Below are 16,180 nucleotides of genomic sequence, written 5' to 3' on the forward strand. Positions count from 1 at the left end.
GGCAGGCGAAATGAGAGCGCGTGGATATGACGCCGATGCGCCAGGGCGCGAAAGCGGCCATCGCCGCGTCAGCGAGCGCGCTCCCGGACCACCCGCGCGATGTCGATCCGATCGACGAGCCGGGCGGCGGGTAGTTGGGAGAGCGCCGCGGCGCCGAGAACCGCGGCGACGGCAAGGCACAGCGGGAGCCAACCGATGTAGAGGTGTAAGGTGAACATGTCGCTGTTGAACGAGCGCAGAAATGCCCATGCCGCACAGACTCCCGCGAGCAACCCGACCGGCACCGCGAGCAGCGTCGCGGCCAGGTTCTCCGCCGCCAGCGCCGCGGTGAGCCGGCGCACGGGCACGCCCGCGGCGCGCAGCGTGGCCAGCTCGGTGGTCCGCTCTGCGAGATTCACCGTCATCGTCACGTAGATGACCGTGCACGCGAGCACGGCCCCCAGTGCGAGCATCACGATCACGAAAATCCAGAACAGGCGCAGGAATTGGTCGATCTGGTCCTGGAGGGCGCTGGTATCGGTATAGGCGAGCACGCCGGGCATCGAGGTGATCTCGGCGCGTAGCGCATCCGGATCGGCGTCGGACCCGAAACGAATCAGGAAGCCGTGCAGGCCTATACCGCCGATCCGTGCCGTCTCGGCGGTGTCGGCGTAGACGAAGGTGCCCAGCGGTTCGTCGAGGAAACCGGCGATCCGTTCCTGCCGTGGCGCGCCCAGTGCGGGTGTGATGGTGAGGATGTCCCCGGCGCCGACCCCGAGGCGGTGCGTCAGCGGCACGCCGACCAGGACTCCGTCATCGGGCAGCGAGCGTAGGTCGCCCTCCGGGGTGCGCAGTCCGCGCATGGTGGTGTCGGGTACCAGTCCGTTGAGCGTCGTCGCGTAAGAATGCTCGCCGGCGCTGACCGTGACCGGTGTGGTGCTCGTCGGCTCCGCGGCCGCGACGCCGGGCAGCGCGCGCAGGCGGGCGGCCGGGTCGGCGGTGCCGGGGGCGAGATATACCGTGGCGTCGGCACGTTCGATCTGGTCGAATTGGATGCCGATCACGTTGCGCATACTGGTGAGCATGCCGACCGAGGCCAGGATCAAGACCAGCGACAACACGGTGCCGATCATGGTCGCGAGGGTGCGCCGTCGCCCGCGCGTCAGCGAGCGTAAGGCCATGCGCGCGACCACCGGCAGCCGATGCCACCGGGCGGACAGGCGGCTGAACGGCCCCGCCGGGCGCGCGTGCGCGCCGTCGCCGCGCATGGCCTCGGCCGGCGCGATGTGAGCCGCGGCGATGGCGGGCGCCAGTCCGGCGACCAGGCCGGTGAGAAAGCCGAGCGCGAATCCGAGGACCGCCGTGCCGATTCGGTGCTCCACGACGGTGTCTGGGATGCCGATGGCCGAGGTGTACGCGGAGGTGATCGCGGACGTCAGGACGAAGCCGCCGAGTACGCCGAGCGATGCGCCCAGCGCGGCGATGCCGACGCCGTAGCTGACGTAATGACCGACGACGGTGCGCCGGCGCGCGCCCATGGCCAGCAGGGTGCCGATGATCGGCCGTTCCGTTTGCACCAGCCGGGTGATCAGGACGTACTCGGCGACCGCGGCGGCGGCGAGGAAGAGCGCCGGGAAGCCCACCGCGAGTTCGGAGAAGCCGTCCAGGTCCTCGTGCAGCGTCGCGTTGGACGCCTGCTCGGACCGCGGCACCAGATCGATCGCGCCGGCGTCGCGCAGGGTGGATGCCACCAGGTCGCGGTCGGACTCGGTTGCCGCGCCAGACATTTCGACGAGTGCCTGGTTCGGGTCCGGCTGCCCGGCCAGTGCCGCCGCGACGGGCTGGGCGGCGAAGGCGACGGCGAAGGAGTGCGGGTCGCCGAGTACCTCTTGCCGATTGCGCGCGGGCCACAGGTATTCGGCGGAGCGGGCGAGGCCGGACACGGTGACGCGCTGCCAGGTGGCGCCGTCGAAGATCCCCAGCCGGCTACCCGGCCGCAGCCCGAAGGTGTCGGCGGCGTGCTGTTCCACCACCACCTGGTCGGTGCGGGCGGGGTCGGGCGCGGTGCCCGCGGTCAACTGGATCTCGTTGATGCCCGGGTCCGTCGGCCGTGGCAGCCCGACGATGCGGCCGAGCAGTTTGGTCTCGCCGATCGAGAACGGGACGTCGGCCTGCGTGCGGGTACCGACCCGGGCGACGCCGGGCACGTCCGCGACGGCGGCCGCCATGCCCGCGCAATTGCCACCGGTGGCGGTGAAATCGGCGAAATGCAGGCGGTGATAGGTGCTCTGGTACGAGGTCTCGAGATTACGGAACGAGTCGTAGCTGGCGATGAACAGCAGCACGCCGAGGAACACGGTGGCGGTGATCGCGGCCACCTGTGCGGTGCGCCTGCGCATGTCGCGCAGGATCTTCCTGGTCAGCACCCGGTGCGGTACGTGCGACACGGCCCTCACCACCGGATGGTCGAGGCGTCGGCGGGTCGCGGGTTCACCTCGGCCGAGACGATGCGGCCGTCGCGCATTCGGATCACCCGATCGGCGATCTCGGCGGCGACCTCGTTGTGCGTCACCATGATCACGCCACGGCCCGCGCGGCTGGTGTGCTGCAGCAGCTCTAGCACGCCGCGTCCGGTGGCGACATCCAGTGCGCCGGTTGGTTCGTCGGCCAGCAGCAGATCCGGGTCGGTGGCCAGCGCCCGCGCGATGGACACCCGCTGCTGCTGGCCGCCGGAGAGCTGCGCCGGGAAATGATCCGCGCGGTCGGCCAAGCCGACCGCGCCGAGCAGCTCCAGGACCTGCGCGCGGTCGCCGCGTCCGGTCAGCTCGACGATGACTTCGACGTTCTCCCTGGCCGTCAGACCGGCGATGAGGTTGAAGAACTGGAAGACGAACCCGATGTGATCGCGCCGGAACGCGCCGAGCGCGGCGGGTCGCTCGGCGGAGATATCCTGTCCGGCAATGACTATCGAGCCGCAGTCGGCGGACTCGATGCCGCCGATGAGGTTCAGCAGCGTGGTCTTGCCGGATCCGCTCGCACCCAGGACGGCGACGAGTTCACCCGGCGCGATCTCGAGGTCGATAGCGGAGAGCGCGTGCACGGCGGCCTCGCCGGTGCCGTAGGTCTTGCCCACCCCGCGCAGCCGGACACCGCCGCGTGGGTTCGTCTTATTATCCGTTGCGTTCGCGTGCCTGCGTGTCGTCATCGGATTGTCTTTCGCTGTCGGAATTCTCGGGCAGTCCCGCCGCGCGCAGCAGTGGGCCGGTCAGTGGCACGGCATGGGTGGGATCGAGGATGCGGTGCAGGATCAGGCCGTCGATGAGGGCGAGCACGAGGGTCGCGGCGGCCTCCGGGTCGGGGCTGCCCTCTCTGGCGAACCAGTCAGTGGTCTCGGCACGGGCTTCGGCGAGCAGCGTGCCCAGCTCCTGTCGCAGCCGGGGTAGGCGAGTGGCGGCGAGCATCATCTCGCTCATCGCGACGGTGGTCGGGTCGGCCACCGTGTAAGAGCCGATGGCGGTGAGCATCTGAGTCATCGCGGCGGTGCCTGGCATGGCCAGGACCCCGGACATGACGGCGGCGTACTGCGTGCGTGCCAGCCGCAGTGACGCGTCGATGAGCAGGTCGGTCAGTGAACGGAAGTGATAGTGCACCAGCCCGGGTCGCACCGCGGCGCGCTCGGCCACCATCCGGGTGGTCACCGCGCCCCAGCCGTGCTCGGCGATGAGCTCGACCGCTGCCGTCATCAGCTTGGCGCGGGTCTCCTGTCCCTGCTCCGCCGCAGTGACCACAACAAGCCTCCCGTCCGGTCTGGCCGAGCACCTTGGGCGTACGTCCAAACTCAGAATAGATGCATACTGCAACAGTTGCCAAGGGGGTGATTTCGCGAACACGAAAACGCCCGCATCCTGCCGCGGCCGAAGGGCCGGTGCGTGGATGCGGGCGTTGTCGTCGAATCAGGCGATGATGCGCAGCGGCTGCTCCAGCAGTTCCTCGAGGTGCGCGAGGAACTGCGCGGCCACCGCGCCGTCGATGGCGCGGTGGTCGGCGGAGAGGGTGACGCGCAGAATCTTGCGGGCCACCACCTCGCCATCGGCGAGGCGCAGCTCTTCGGCTGCCGCCCCGACCGCGAGAATCGCGGATTCCGGCGGGTTGATCACGGCGGTGAACTGCTCGATGCCGTACATGCCGAGGTTGGAGATGGTGAACGTGCCGCCGGACATCTCCTCGGCCCGCAGTTTGCGCTCGCGCGCCCGCACCGCCTTGTCGCGGGTCTCGCTCGCGAGCTCGGAGACGCTCTTGCGGTCGGCGTCGCGCAGCACCGGCACGAGCAAACCCGCCGGGGTGGCGACCGCGACGCCCAGGTTGATCGCCTTGTGCCGCAGCAATTTATCGCCCGCGAAGCTGACATTGACCGAGGGATCCTTGCGCAGCGTTGTCGCGACCGCCTTGACGAGCAGGTCGTTCACGCTGACCTTGGCCTCGCCCGCTGTCGTCAGCGTCGCGTTGAGTTGGGCGCGGAAGGCGAGCAGGTCGGTCACATCGATCGCACTGGTCAGGTAGATGTGCGGAGCCTGCTGCTTGCTCTCGGTGAGCCGGACCGCGGACACCCGCTGGATGGTGGTGAGCGGGACTTCGTCGTAGTCCGCCGTCGCTACCGGAACCGGTTGTGCCGCAGCGGTGCTCGGCACGGACGCGGGCGGTGCTTCGGCGACGGGAGCGGTTGCGGGTGTGTCGGCTACGGGAGCGGCGCGGTGGGCCGCCGCCACGTCCTGACGGGTGACGCGGCCGCCGGGACCGGTGCCGATGACCGAGGCGAGGTCGACGCCCAGCTCACGCGCGATCTTGCGGGCGAGGGGGGAGGACTTCTTGCGCTCTCCCGACATGGTGGAATCTGGTTCGGCCGCAACGGCGTCCGGCGCGTCGACCGTTTCCGGAACGGACGGCGTCGCGGCGGGCGCGGAACCACCGGGGCTCGCTTGTGCCGCAGCACTTCCCGCGTCGGTCGGCGCGGCCGCCGCCGAGTTCGCCCGCGCCGCGGCGGCGGTGGTTCCGCTGCCGTCGCCGACGAGCGCGATCGGCTCGCCGATCGGCACGCGCACGCCCGGCTGGGCGAGGATCTGCTCGAGGACGCCGTCCTCGTAGGCCTCGAGCTCCATGAGCGCCTTGTCGGTCTCGATCTCGGCGACGACCTCGCCGCGGGTGATGGTGTCGCCGACCTGCTTGAGCCAGGCGGAGACGACGCCGTCCTCCATGGTGTCGGAGAGTCGGGGCATGGTGATCTCGGACATGGTCACGACCTCCGGCCGACGGCCGCAAGGGTTTCCATCGCGGCGGTGTAGAGCGAATCGGCTGACGGCAGCGCCAGCTTCTCCAGCGGTTTGGCATAGGGGAGCGGCACCTCGGCCATCGCGACGCGCCGCACCGGGGCATCGAGATAGTCGAAGGCGCCGTCGGAGATCGAGGCCGCGATCTCGGCGCCGATCCCGTAGGTGAGCCAGTCGTCCTCGCCGATGACGGCGCAGCCGGTCTTGCGCACCGATGCGACGAGCGTCTCCCGGTCCAGCGGACGCAGGCTGCGCAGGTCGATCACCTCGGCGGAAATGCCCTCGGCGGCAAGGCGTTCGGCCACCTGGGTGGCTACGGTGGCCATCCTGGAGTAGCCGATCAGCGTGATGTCGGTGCCCGCCCTGGTGATCGCGGCCTTGCCGATCTGCGCCGCCGGAAGATCCAGCGGCACTTCGCCCTTGGTGTTGTAGAGCGAGAGGTTCTCCAGGAACAGCACCGGATCGTCGTCCTCGATCGCGGCTTTGAGCAGCGCGCGGGCATCGGCGGGCGTGCTCGGCGCCACCACCTTCAAGCCTGGCACGAATGCGTAGTAGAGCTCGATGTTCTGCGAGTGCGTCGCGCCGAGCTGCTGGCCGCCGCCACCCGGCGTGCGGATCACCATGGGCACGCTGGTCTGCCCGCCGAACATGCCGTAGATCTTGGCGGCGTGGTTGACGATCTGGTCCAGCGCGAGCAGCGAGAAGTTGATCGTCATGATCTCCACCACCGGGCGCAGGCCCAGCATGGCGGCGCCGATCGCGGCGCCGACGAAACCCTCCTCGGCGATCGGAGTGTCGCGCACGCGCTTCTCGCCGAACTCGGCGAGCAGTCCGGCGGTGATCTTGTAGGAGCCCTCGAAGACGCCGATCTCTTCCCCGATCAGGAAGACGTCGTCGTCGCGACGCATCTCCTCGCGCAGGGTTTCGCGCAGCGCTTCGCGATAGGTCATGACAGGCACAATTGGTCCTCAGGCGGTGAAGAGCGGGTCGGCGGGCAGACGGCGGGAGTCGCTCGGGACCGGCGTGGCGTAGTTGTAGTCGAACAGGCTCGACGGGTCCGGATGCGGGCTGGCATCGGCGAATTCCACCGCGGCGGCCACACTTTCGGCCACTTCCTGTTCGATCTCGGTCAGCGCTTGTTCGGTGAGCACGGCCGCGCTCAGCAATCGCTGCTGCCACAGCGCGATCGGATCGTGCTCGCGTGCCGTGGCGACCGCCTCGGTGCTGCGGTATTTCGCCGGGTCCACCACCGAGTGGCCCTTGAGTCGGTAGCTGACCGCCTCCAGCAGCGCGGGCTTGCCTTCGCGGCGGGCGGCCTCGATCAGTTCGCTCGCCGTATCACGCACAGCGAGTACGTCGGTGCCGTCCACCCGCTCGCCCCGCATGCGGTAGGCGGCGGCGCGCTTCCACAGATCCGGTTCGGCCGAGGAGTTCTCGACCGTGGTGCCCATGCCGGTCTGGTTGTTGATCACCAGGAAGACCACCGGAAGCCGCCACAGGGCAGCGATATTGAGCGATTCGTGGAACGCGCCGATATTGGTGGTGCCCTCGCCCATCTGGCACACCACCACGTCGTCCCCGCCGCGGTAGTCGATGGCCAGTGCCGCGCCGATGGCCAACGGCACCTGTCCGCCCACGATGGCGTAACCGCCGAGCAGCCGGGTCGCGGTGTCATACATGTGCATCGACCCGCCCCAGCCCTTCGAGGTGCCGGTCGCGCGGCCGTACAGCTCGGCCATCACTCGGCCCGGCTCGATGCCCTTGGTCAGGGCGTAGCCGTGCTCGCGGTAATTGGTGAACAGGTAGTCGGTGGGGCGCATCGCGGCGCCGAGGCCGACCACGGTGGCCTCCTCGCCGAGATTGAGGTGGCAGTAGCCGCCGATCTTGGCCTGCTGGTAGCTCTGTGCGGTGCGCTCCTCGAAGCGCCGCACGAACAGCATGTCGCGGAACAGGCCGCGCAAGGTCGTGGGATCCTCGGCGGCGAACGGTGATTCGGCGGCGACGGGGGCCTGCTTGGTGGTTCGCCGGGTGGTCTTGCGCGCGGCGCTCGCTGTGGTCATCTCCGGCTCCTAACGCTTTTTCCGCGGCGCGATGTGCACCGGCAGGCCGAGTCCGGCCAACGCCGTCTCCATGCCGATCTCGCCGAGGGTGGGGTGGGCGTGGATGGTGTCGGCCAACTCGTCGAGCGTCGCCTCGAGCGAGATGGCCAGTGCGCCCTCGGTGATCAGGTCACTGGCCGACGGGCCGATGATGTGCACGCCGAGCACTTCCCGATGCCGCTGTCCGGCAACGATCTTCATGATGCCCTCGGTCTCGCCGAAGGTCTTCGCGCGGCCGAGCGCGGCGAACGGGAACTTGGCGGTGATCACCTCGTGGCCGACCGCCCGCGCGGCCGCCTCGGTCAAGCCGACGCTCGCGATCTCGGGATGGGTGAAGGTCGCGGCCGGGATCACGGTGTAGTCGATGTGCGCGTCGTGCCCGGCGATCACATCGGCCGCGGTGATGCCTTGATGCGAGGCGACATGGGCGAGCAGCGCCCGGCCGGTCACGTCGCCGATGGCGTAGACGTGCTCGACGCCGGTGCGCAGCTGGTCGTCGACCTCGATGAAACCCCGTGCGTCCGTGCCGATGCCGGCGATGTCCAGGCCCAGGTCGGCGGTGTTGGGCCGACGGCCGACGCCGACGAGCACCACGTCGGCGGTGATGTCCTGCGGCTTCGGACCACCGACCGTCACCCGCAGTCCGTCGTCCTGCGCGATCGCGGTGACGGTGGCTCCGGTCAGCACGGTGATGCCGCGTTTGCGGAAGGAGCGGCCGAGCGTGTCGCCGATCTCCTTGTCCTCCAGCGGAACCAGCCGATCCTGCATCTCCACGACGGTGACCTGGCTGCCGAACGTGGCGAACAGGCTCGCCCATTCCGCGCCGACCGCGCTGCCGCCGATGACGACCAGCCGCCGCGGCACCTCGGTGAGCCCGAACGCGCCGTCGGAGGTGACGACGCCGGGCAGGTCCGCGCCCGGGATGGGCAGCAGTGCGGGGACCGAGCCGGTCGCGACGATCACGTCGCGCGCGCTGACCTGGCGCACCGCCGCGCCGGGGGCGGCGGCGTAGCGGGGTCCGCCCTCGAAGATGGGCGACGCGCCGGTCTCGTGCACCTCGACCGTGGTCGGTCCGACGAACCGGGCGTGGCCCTCGATCACCGTCACGCCGTTGGCCTTCAGCAGGCCCGCGACGCCGTCGGTGAGTTCCTTGACGACGCCGTCCTTGCGCTGACGCACGGCCGCGAAGTCGAAGCGCACGTTGTCGGCGTAGACGCCGAATTCCGCTGCGGCGGAGAGGGTGTGGAACACCTCCGCGGAACGCAACATCGCCTTGGTCGGGATGCAACCCCAGTTCAGGCACACGCCGCCCGGGCGCTCCTTCTCCACCAGACCGACCCGGAGCCCGCGCTGCGCGCCCCGGATGGCGGCCACGTAGCCGCCTGGTCCGCCGCCGATCACCAGTAGATCGAATTCCAGCACTCGTGGTGCTCCTCATCTCGACGATTAGCGACCCGGCCGGGTTGTGGCGTGGGTCGTTCTGTCGAGTCTTGTGGGCCGTGATTGCCCAAGCAATTTGCCCGAAGCCCAGAAATTCGCGGCCGAAAATGGGCGGAGTGCACAACGAGCGCGGTGACCGGCCGTGCTCAGCTCGATCCGGTCACGCCCAGCTCTAGCGCGGCCAGTGCCAAGGAAAGCTCCAGGTAGGAACGTTGTCCCTCGAGCGGTCGGCCGAGCAGTGTCGAGATCCGGTGCAGCCGGTTGATGACCGTGTTGCGGTGGCAGTGCAGCAGTGGCGCGGCATTGGCGGCCGAGCAGTTCTCGGCAAGCCAGGTGGCGAGCGTCTCCAGCAGGGTCTCCCGCTCCCGGTCGGGCAGAGCGAGCACGGGACCGAGTGCGCGCGTGACGAGCAACTCGGTCAGGTCGGGGGAGCGCAGCAGCATGGCCTCGGGGTAGCGCTCCTCCAGTAGCACCAAACCTGTTGCGTCCGTGGGCAATGTCTCCAGGGCGAGCAGCGCCAGCGCGTGCGCGGTCTCGATCTGCGCCAGGCCGGGCACCGGTGGCGAGGCCGCGGCGCCGCCTCGGATGCGCGAGCGGATCTGTTGCAGCACAGCGGAACTGTCGTGCCGGTCGAGTGAGACGAGGCCGACCGTGGTGTCCACCCGGTCGTGCCACACCGAGCGAATGCCCAAGGCCGCCAACGCCGTCTCGGTGCCCAGTTGCACGGCGGGACGGGTGCCGCGCACCGCGACCACGAGGTAGGCGCCGTGCGCAGGCAGGTTGAGCTCGCGGGCGGCACGGGCGGCGAAGGTCGCGTCGTGCGCGCGTCCGGCGAGCAGGTCCTCGATCAGCCCGTGCCTGCGGCGCTCGTCGCGGCGCACCTGCTCGTGCTCGGTATTGCGATAGGAGGTGACCAGCGCCGAGGACATACCGTCGATGACCGACCAGGTGGCCGCGCCGATCTCCCGGAGCTGTCCCGGGGCCAGGTCGTCGGCGCGATCGAGCAGTGCCTCCCAGACGATCTGCCCGCCGAGCCGGAAGGTCCGCAGCATCACCTCGAGCGGCACGCCCTGCGCCGCCCGGTTGCGTCCGATGGCGGCGGCGACGTCGTCACGGTCGGGCACGCTGACGTCCCCGGCGAGCAGATCCAGCACCCTGGTCAGGTAGCTGCGGCAGCCGTTGCGCAGATCCTCCCGGCTGACCGGTGAATAGTCGGTCCACTCCGGGATATCGGTGAAGATCGCCGACATCAGCCGCCGCGTCAGCACCGGAACCTCGGCACGGCACACCGCCGCCAACTGCCGCAGACCCGGCGTCGGGCCGGTGTGCTCGGGTACCGCCATAGGCGTACACGCTACGCCGTCGGTGATTCCGGCAGCCGACACGTGTTGGGCGGTTGATCACCAGGTAATGGCGGCGGCGGCTACTCGGGCGATGCCGCCACCACTACCTGGTGATCGACTGATCAGATCGTGCGCGGCGTGTCACCGGGCGAGGCGGCGGGCGAAGAACTCGGTGAGGGCGGCGTCCACGGCGCGGGCCTCGGGTGATTGCGGCGCGGGGTCGAGGCCGGGCTCCTCGGCCAGGGGATGGGCGAGGCCGGGGATGGAACAGAATTCGGCGTCGGCGCCGACGGCCTCGACGAGGCGGGTTGCGTCGGCGCGCAGGGCGGGATGGTCGAGTTCGCCGCTGACGACGAGCAGGGGTGCGCGTCCGGCGAGCAGGCCTGCCTTGGCGATGAAATCCAGGCTGTCGGCGGCCTTTTCGGAGTCGGCGTCATAGGGGTATGGACCGGGGAACAGATCGACGACCGAGCGGATGTCGATGGCGCCGTTCACGATGGCGGCCGCGCAGACCGGGATGTCGGTCTCGGTGAGGACGTGCAACGCGACGGACGCACCGAGCGAACCACCGAGCACGCCGATCGGGCCGCTGTCCACCGGCAGTTGGGTGCGCAGCGCGGCGAGGGCGGCCGGGAACTCCTCGGTCGCCTGCCGCACGAACGGGTACAGGAACGACATCAGCGCGTCCTCGTTGGCGAGGGCGACGATGGCGTCGGTGCTGCCGTCGACCATGCGCGCCCCGCACATCGGCATGCCGAGGTGTACCCGCCACGCGGGCAGGCCGTCCATCGGGAGCGCGGCGGCGAACGCGGCATCGGTGCGCGGCGCGTCCAGCATGTGCCAGGTGACGATCATCGGCGCGGTGGCGGTGTCCGCGGCGGGCGGTAACGCGGTGAACGGCACGCCCGCGGCCATCCCGGTGATCGATGCGGTCATGCGCCCCACGGTAGAGCTGTCGCGGTGATATCGGAATCCGTTGTGCTATCAGCGAAATCGGTGTGTCGCTGCCGCGTGATCGCGGCCAACGCGGCTACGGGCGCGCGTGCACACGGGTGGGGCGCCGGGCTCCAGTAGTCGCTTGGGGTGCATGCCGTCCACCTGCCCGATGAACGGCGGATGGATGCTGTAGCCGAGCATGCGGCGGATGCCCTCCGACACCGCGCGCACGGTGTCGCGGGTGATCGAGAGCGTGAACGCCTCCTGCGGCCGCAACCACGGCTCGCAGTATCGCGCGGTGACCGCCAGGCGCGGCTGTGTCGAACGGTTCGCGCCGCCGCCGTGCCAGAGGGTACCGAGGAAGAACACACACGACCCCGCCCGCATCACCACCGGGGCCCGCTCGGACGCCCCGGGCACGCGCTGCCCCCATCGGTGGCTGCCCGCGATGATGTCGGTGGCGCCGTTGTCGGCGGTGAAGTCGTCGATCGCCCAGATCGTCGCGGCGCCGAGGGCGGCACGCCGCCACCCCGGAACACGCCGCCGACCTGTTGTTGCGACCGACCGCCGCCGCGCTCGGGCTGGTGCGCGCCGACGCGGACGAGTGAAACACCGCCGCCGGGTGCGGTGCCCGCGCCGCCGTCACGGCGCAAGGGTCGGCGTGACGGCATCCGTCGCGCCCTGCTCGGGGCTCGTACGATGGCGGGCATGTCGGAGGTGCCGTTTCGAATCGGTGCGACCGCGGTGGCGGTCGCGGTGCCCGCGGTGCGGCAGGTGGCCGGTGTCAGCATGGCCGGATTTCGCGGGCGCGCAACGAGTCCGGTGGAATTGCCCGTCGTGCCGTATCCGGCGGTGACGATCTTTCTCGATTTCGGGGACATGCGGATGATCGACGCGGCCGGTGCGACGGTGCGCGGCAGCAGTGTCGTCGGCCTCACCCCCGGCAATGTGCGCGGGGCGGGGCGCGAGGTCGACCTCTTGCAGATTCGATTGTCTCCGGTACTGGCTCAGGCGATTTCAGGCGCCGCGGCCCAGTCCGGCGGGGCGGTTGTCGCTTTCGAGGAGCTGTGGGGTCGCGACGCCGCACGACTGGAGGAGCGACTGCGTGCGGGTTCCTGGGCCGAGCGGTTCGCGCTGGCCGAGACCGCGATCGCGCTGCGACAGCGGCAAGGCCGTCCGGCCGATCCGGAACTTGCCTGGGCGTGGCGGCGAATCGTGCGGAGCCACGGGCGGATTCGGGTCGAGGGGCTGGCAGGCGAACTCGGCTGGAGTCGCAAGCGACTGTGGTCGAGATTCCGATCCCAGCTCGGTGTGACACCCAAGAAGGCCGCGCGGTTGGTGCGGTTCGATCATGCGGCGCATCGCCTCGCGAGCGGTATCGGCGCCGCTCGGGTATCGGCCGAATGCGGCTATGCCGACCAGTCGCATCTGCATCGCGACGCCAAAACCTTTGCCGGACTGACGCCAACGGCCCTCGCCGCCGCGCCGTGGCTGGAGGTCGACCCGGTCGCCTGGGCGGCGCCGCAGTACGCCGGTTGACCGGCGGGTTTCGACGGGCGCGGGCTGTGCGGACCAGCACAGCCGCGTCGGGCGGTCGAACGGGGCTATCATCCGGTTTGAAGCTTGGGCGAGCTCGATCAGGGAATTCTCGCGAAAAGTACCAACCGATAATTCAACGATACTGTGAACTCACATGAGCATCGCGGAACAGAGTGAATCGATCGCGCTGAGCATGGCCGAGTTGCGCGAGGTCACCGCGTACGCCCTGGCCTGTGCGGACCCCGCGGTGCCGCTCTTCGAGCGCGAGTGCCCGGACGATCCGCGGGTGCGCGCCGTGGTCGAGCAGGCCCGCGCGTTCGCCGCCGGTGGCAAGCGGACCAAGGCGATTCGCGTGACCGCGCTGGCGGCGCATCGGGCGGCCTGGGCCGCAGCGGCGCACGGGCGGCCGATCGCCGCCGCCGCGGCACACGCCGCGGGAGCCACGGGTTCGTCGGCCTACCTGCACCCGCTGGCCAAAGCCACGCAGGTCTGGCACATCCTGGGCGCGGCCGCGTACACGGCCGCGGCGCTCGAGCTCGCGGCGGGCGGCGACGAATCGGTGGGCACCGCCTATCTCGATACGGCCCGAGAATTGGCCGGTCCCTTCCTGATCGGTGTGCTGTCGCGCTATCCGCGCGCACCAGGCGGTCGTGGCAGGGCGGGTGAGCTGGTGCGCAGTCTGGACCACGCGTTGCGAGCGGGGTGAGCGTGCCCGTTCGTGCGTGGCCGGATTCGCAATGATTGTGTCGTTGACGCCAACGAGCGGCGGCTGCACGATAAGTGCATGTCTTCGCCCCACCGCCGCGTGCAACTGGTGGTCTTCGACGGTTTCCAACTGCTCGACCTGGCCGGCCCCGCGGACGTGTTCCACGCCGCGGCCCTGCTCAGCGGGAAGCCGCTCTATGACGTGGAGGTGGTGGCTGCGCGGGCGGGCTCGGTGCGCGCGCTCAACGGCATCGAGGTGACGGCGCGGGCCATCGGCGACGCCACCCGGCCGGTGGACACGCTGCTCGTGACCGGTGGTCTGCTGTTCGGATCGGCCCGCGAAGACCCGGATCTGATCGAGGGGATCCGCCAGACCGCGAGCCGGGCTCGGCGCGTCGGTTCGGTCTGTTCCGGCACGTTCCTGCTGGCCGAGGCCGGTCTGCTGCGCAACCGGACGGTGACGACGCACTGGGCGGGCAGCGGCGGCTTCAGCGCGCGCTATCCCGACATCCACGTCGAACCCGATCGGATCTACGTGCAGGACGGCCGGATCTGGACCTCGGCGGGCGTGACCGCGGGCATCGACCTCGCGATCGCGCTGATCAGCGCCGACCACGGGCCCGATCTCGCCCGCGAGGTGTCACGGTGGCTGGTGGTCTATCTGCACCGGCCCGGCGGGCAGAGCCAGTTCAGCGCGCCCGTCGCGGCCGGGCCGCCGCGCCTGGAACCGCTGCGCGCCCTTCAGGTCTGGATCGAGGAGAACCTCGCTGCGGATCTCTCGCTGGAAGCACTGGCCCAGCAGGCGGGCATGAGCACTCGCAATTTCTCCCGCGTCTTCGCCGCCGAACTCGGCACCACACCGGGCCGGTATGTGGAGAGCGTGCGCGTCGCGGCGGCGCGGCGCCTGCTGGAAACCACCGATTATCCGCTGAGCCGGGTCGCCGTCGCGGTCGGCCTACGCCGCCCCGAAACCCTGTACCGCACTTTTCAACGACTGCTCGGGGTGGCGCCGGGGGAGTACCGGGAGCGTTTCGCGCGCCCGCGTGCCGCCGCCGTCGCTGCGGACTTGGAACTCTCCGACGCGTAATGCCCCGTCCAAGAACTTCGGCACGTTTCTCGACGGCCTGGGACAAGGCACTAGTGCCGATTCCAGGCGCCAGGATCATCGAACAAAGGGAACAACCATCATGGTCAACAGCTCTGCGCCGCTCGGATCCGACGGCACGCCGGCAGGCGCGGCGACGGTCGATGCGGCAGCGCCCGAGCCCGCCACCGCCGACGGCGCGATACCCGCGCACGACGGCGACGGATTGCAGGTCGCCGTGGTCCTCTATCCCGGCATGACCGCGCTGGACGCGATCGGACCGTATGAGCTCCTGCGTCTGGTGCCCGGCACCGAAATCCGTTTGGTGAGCAACGAAGTCGGGCCGATCATCACCGACAGCGGTGTGCTCGCCCTCGGCGCGACCCACACCTTCGACGAAACACCCACTCCCGATGTGGTTGTCGTGCCCGGCTCGGGCACCGACACCCCGACCGCGATGGCGAACAAGGGCCTGACCGAGTGGCTGGCCGCGGTCCATCCGCACACCAAGTGGACCACCTCGGTGTGTTCGGGCGCGCTGATTCTGGCCGCGGCGGGCATCCTGCCGGGTCATCCCGCGACGACGCACTGGTTCGCGCAGAAGCCGATGGCGCTGCTCGGCGTGCGGTCGCGCCCAACGGAGCGGATCGTGCGCTCGGGCAAGATCCTCACCGCCGCAGGGGTTTCCGCGGGCATCGACGCCGCGCTGTGGCTGATCGGGGAGATCTACGGTGCCGAGCGGGCCGAGATCGTCCAGCTGCTGATCGAATACGACCCGCACCCGCCCTACGATTCCGGTCACCCGACGAAGGCCTCGGCGAAGGTGATGCGCAAGGCCACCGCCGAGATGGTGCGCGACAGCACCAATGTGCGCTCCACGGTCGCGATCGGCACCCTCGGCTGGCAACAGGCCCTCACCAAGATCCGCGGTAGCAGGCGCCGCTGACCGACTTCATCGCGCGGCCGAGCGAACGCGATCCGTAGTCGGTGATGCGCGCTACGGATTTACTCCGGATACGCGCAGATTGCGAATTCCGCATTTTTAGCTTTGCCCACTCCGCGCTATAAGCCCAGCTATAGGGCGTGCTCGTTGTAATCGAGCACCATTGTGACGGAACAACTTTGTGATATCTGTCAGCTATTGCCGCGGCGTTGACATCTCGGTTTCGATGCTGAATTCTTGCCGGGTGACGGGTAAGGACGAATTGATGACTCTGCCGAAACTGGCCGACCATGACATCACACAGCTACGCGAGGTCGCGGACCGCATCGCGACCTTGATTCAGCGCAACTCGGACAGCAGTGGCGGTCTGCCTCGTTTCGTGGAGGCGCTGCGGCAGAGTGGACCGATCGCGGATCTCCTGATCGAGTATTCGGTCCGCTGGTTCAACGACAGCAATGGCGAATCGGTCCTGCTCAGCCCGGAACTGTACTGGGTGCTCACCGAGACCGTCCCGCCGGAAGAGCGCGGCACCGCGGGCGAGGGGCTCGGCCAGGCAGGCATGAACTGTCATCCCGTCACCCGCACCCGCCAGATGCTGCTGATGTGCGTGCTGGAAAAACTGTCGACCCGGCCGTGGCGCCCGGAGACACCCGAGGAAGCCGCGGCCATGGTCAAGCGCCGCTACAGCGATAATGCCCGCCCCGTGCTGCCACCCAGGGCGACGACGACCCAGACCTCGGGGGTCGAGGGCGTGATCACGCCCGCGCAGTTCTCCTAGGGTCGGTCCA

General features: G+C 69.7%; 14 protein-coding genes and 1 pseudogene. 5 read left to right on the plus strand and 10 right to left on the minus strand.

What is annotated here, in order from left to right:
• Window positions 1-68: 68 nt before the first annotated feature.
• The 10 genes and pseudogenes from F5X71_RS17065 to F5X71_RS17110 form a co-directional block, all read right to left on the minus strand.
• Window positions 69-2,426, minus strand: coding sequence for an FtsX-like permease family protein (locus F5X71_RS17065; protein WP_342803772.1), 2,358 nt, complete (start codon window positions 2,424-2,426; stop codon window positions 69-71).
• A gap of 5 nt (window positions 2,427-2,431) precedes the next feature.
• On the minus strand, window positions 2,432-3,184 hold the full coding sequence (locus F5X71_RS17070) for an ABC transporter ATP-binding protein (RefSeq protein ID WP_167462865.1): 753 nt from the start codon (window positions 3,182-3,184) through the stop codon (window positions 2,432-2,434).
• Window positions 3,150-3,767 carry a TetR/AcrR family transcriptional regulator gene (locus tag F5X71_RS17075; protein ID WP_167462867.1) on the minus strand — a complete coding sequence of 206 codons (618 nt, stop codon included), beginning with the start codon at window positions 3,765-3,767 and terminating at the stop codon, window positions 3,150-3,152. Before F5X71_RS17075 ends, F5X71_RS17070 begins: the two co-directional genes overlap by 35 nt.
• 165 nt (window positions 3,768-3,932) lie before the next feature.
• Entirely contained in the window at window positions 3,933-5,267 is a 1,335-nt protein-coding gene (locus F5X71_RS17080; protein WP_174817084.1) for a dihydrolipoamide acetyltransferase family protein, read from the minus strand.
• 2 nt (window positions 5,268-5,269) lie between these two features.
• Complete coding sequence (locus F5X71_RS17085; RefSeq protein ID WP_203218310.1) at window positions 5,270-6,253, minus strand: alpha-ketoacid dehydrogenase subunit beta; 984 nt, start codon at window positions 6,251-6,253, stop codon at window positions 5,270-5,272.
• Between the two features lie 18 nt (window positions 6,254-6,271).
• Window positions 6,272-7,363 carry a pyruvate dehydrogenase (acetyl-transferring) E1 component subunit alpha gene (pdhA, locus tag F5X71_RS17090; protein ID WP_174817085.1) on the minus strand — a complete coding sequence of 364 codons (1,092 nt, stop codon included), beginning with the start codon at window positions 7,361-7,363 and terminating at the stop codon, window positions 6,272-6,274.
• Window positions 7,364-7,372: 9 nt separating this feature from the next.
• Window positions 7,373-8,824: a dihydrolipoyl dehydrogenase gene (gene lpdA, locus F5X71_RS17095; RefSeq protein WP_167462870.1), complete on the minus strand. Its 1,452-nt coding sequence runs from the start codon at window positions 8,822-8,824 to the stop codon at window positions 7,373-7,375.
• Between the two features lie 164 nt (window positions 8,825-8,988).
• Window positions 8,989-10,185, minus strand: coding sequence for a PucR family transcriptional regulator (locus F5X71_RS17100; protein ID WP_167462871.1), 1,197 nt, complete (start codon window positions 10,183-10,185; stop codon window positions 8,989-8,991).
• 141 nt (window positions 10,186-10,326) lie between these two features.
• On the minus strand, window positions 10,327-11,121 hold the full coding sequence (locus F5X71_RS17105) for an alpha/beta hydrolase family protein (protein ID WP_167462873.1): 795 nt from the start codon (window positions 11,119-11,121) through the stop codon (window positions 10,327-10,329).
• A gap of 111 nt (window positions 11,122-11,232) precedes the next feature.
• Window positions 11,233-11,643: pseudogene (locus F5X71_RS17110) on the minus strand (phytanoyl-CoA dioxygenase family protein); the annotation flags it as partial.
• Between the two features lie 186 nt (window positions 11,644-11,829).
• Between F5X71_RS17110 and F5X71_RS17115 the strand changes: the two are divergent.
• The 5 genes from F5X71_RS17115 (at window position 11,830) to F5X71_RS17135 (ending at window position 16,170) form a co-directional block, all read left to right on the plus strand.
• Window positions 11,830-12,660 carry a helix-turn-helix domain-containing protein gene (locus F5X71_RS17115; RefSeq protein ID WP_167462875.1) on the plus strand — a complete coding sequence of 277 codons (831 nt, stop codon included), beginning with the start codon at window positions 11,830-11,832 and terminating at the stop codon, window positions 12,658-12,660.
• A 154-nt stretch (window positions 12,661-12,814) separates the two neighbouring features.
• Window positions 12,815-13,366 carry a putative immunity protein gene (locus F5X71_RS17120; protein WP_167462877.1) on the plus strand — a complete coding sequence of 184 codons (552 nt, stop codon included), beginning with the start codon at window positions 12,815-12,817 and terminating at the stop codon, window positions 13,364-13,366.
• Between the two features lie 78 nt (window positions 13,367-13,444).
• Window positions 13,445-14,452, plus strand: a complete 1,008-nt coding sequence (locus F5X71_RS17125; RefSeq protein WP_167462879.1) for a GlxA family transcriptional regulator — start codon at window positions 13,445-13,447, stop codon at window positions 14,450-14,452.
• 223 nt (window positions 14,453-14,675) lie between these two features.
• Entirely contained in the window at window positions 14,676-15,395 is a 720-nt protein-coding gene (locus tag F5X71_RS17130) for a DJ-1/PfpI family protein (RefSeq protein WP_194250774.1), read from the plus strand.
• Between the two features lie 262 nt (window positions 15,396-15,657).
• Complete coding sequence (locus F5X71_RS17135; RefSeq protein ID WP_167462882.1) at window positions 15,658-16,170, plus strand: hypothetical protein; 513 nt, start codon at window positions 15,658-15,660, stop codon at window positions 16,168-16,170.
• Window positions 16,171-16,180: the final 10 nt, after the last annotated feature.

Origin of the sequence: Nocardia brasiliensis, assembly GCF_011801125.1 — a bacterium.
In the GTDB taxonomy this organism is placed as follows: Bacteria; Actinomycetota; Actinomycetes; order Mycobacteriales; family Mycobacteriaceae; genus Nocardia; species Nocardia brasiliensis_C.

What these genes read in the sequence shown, in the direction of transcription:
- F5X71_RS17115 (WP_167462875.1), top strand. Translation starts at nt 11,830, where the DNA reads ATGTCGGAGGTGCCGTTTCGAATCGGTGCGACCGCGGTGGCGGTCGCG.
- F5X71_RS17085 (WP_203218310.1), bottom strand. Translation starts at nt 6,253, where the DNA reads ATGACCTATCGCGAAGCGCTGCGCGAAACCCTGCGCGAGGAGATGCGT.
- F5X71_RS17125 (WP_167462879.1), top strand. Translation starts at nt 13,445, where the DNA reads ATGTCTTCGCCCCACCGCCGCGTGCAACTGGTGGTCTTCGACGGTTTC.
- F5X71_RS17100 (WP_167462871.1), bottom strand. Translation starts at nt 10,185, where the DNA reads ATGGCGGTACCCGAGCACACCGGCCCGACGCCGGGTCTGCGGCAGTTG.
- F5X71_RS17070 (WP_167462865.1), bottom strand. Translation starts at nt 3,184, where the DNA reads ATGACGACACGCAGGCACGCGAACGCAACGGATAATAAGACGAACCCA.
- F5X71_RS17105 (WP_167462873.1), bottom strand. Translation starts at nt 11,121, where the DNA reads ATGACCGCATCGATCACCGGGATGGCCGCGGGCGTGCCGTTCACCGCG.
- F5X71_RS17135 (WP_167462882.1), top strand. Translation starts at nt 15,658, where the DNA reads ATGACTCTGCCGAAACTGGCCGACCATGACATCACACAGCTACGCGAG.
- F5X71_RS17080 (WP_174817084.1), bottom strand. Translation starts at nt 5,267, where the DNA reads ATGTCCGAGATCACCATGCCCCGACTCTCCGACACCATGGAGGACGGC.
- pdhA (WP_174817085.1), bottom strand. Translation starts at nt 7,363, where the DNA reads ATGACCACAGCGAGCGCCGCGCGCAAGACCACCCGGCGAACCACCAAG.
- F5X71_RS17120 (WP_167462877.1), top strand. Translation starts at nt 12,815, where the DNA reads ATGAGCATCGCGGAACAGAGTGAATCGATCGCGCTGAGCATGGCCGAG.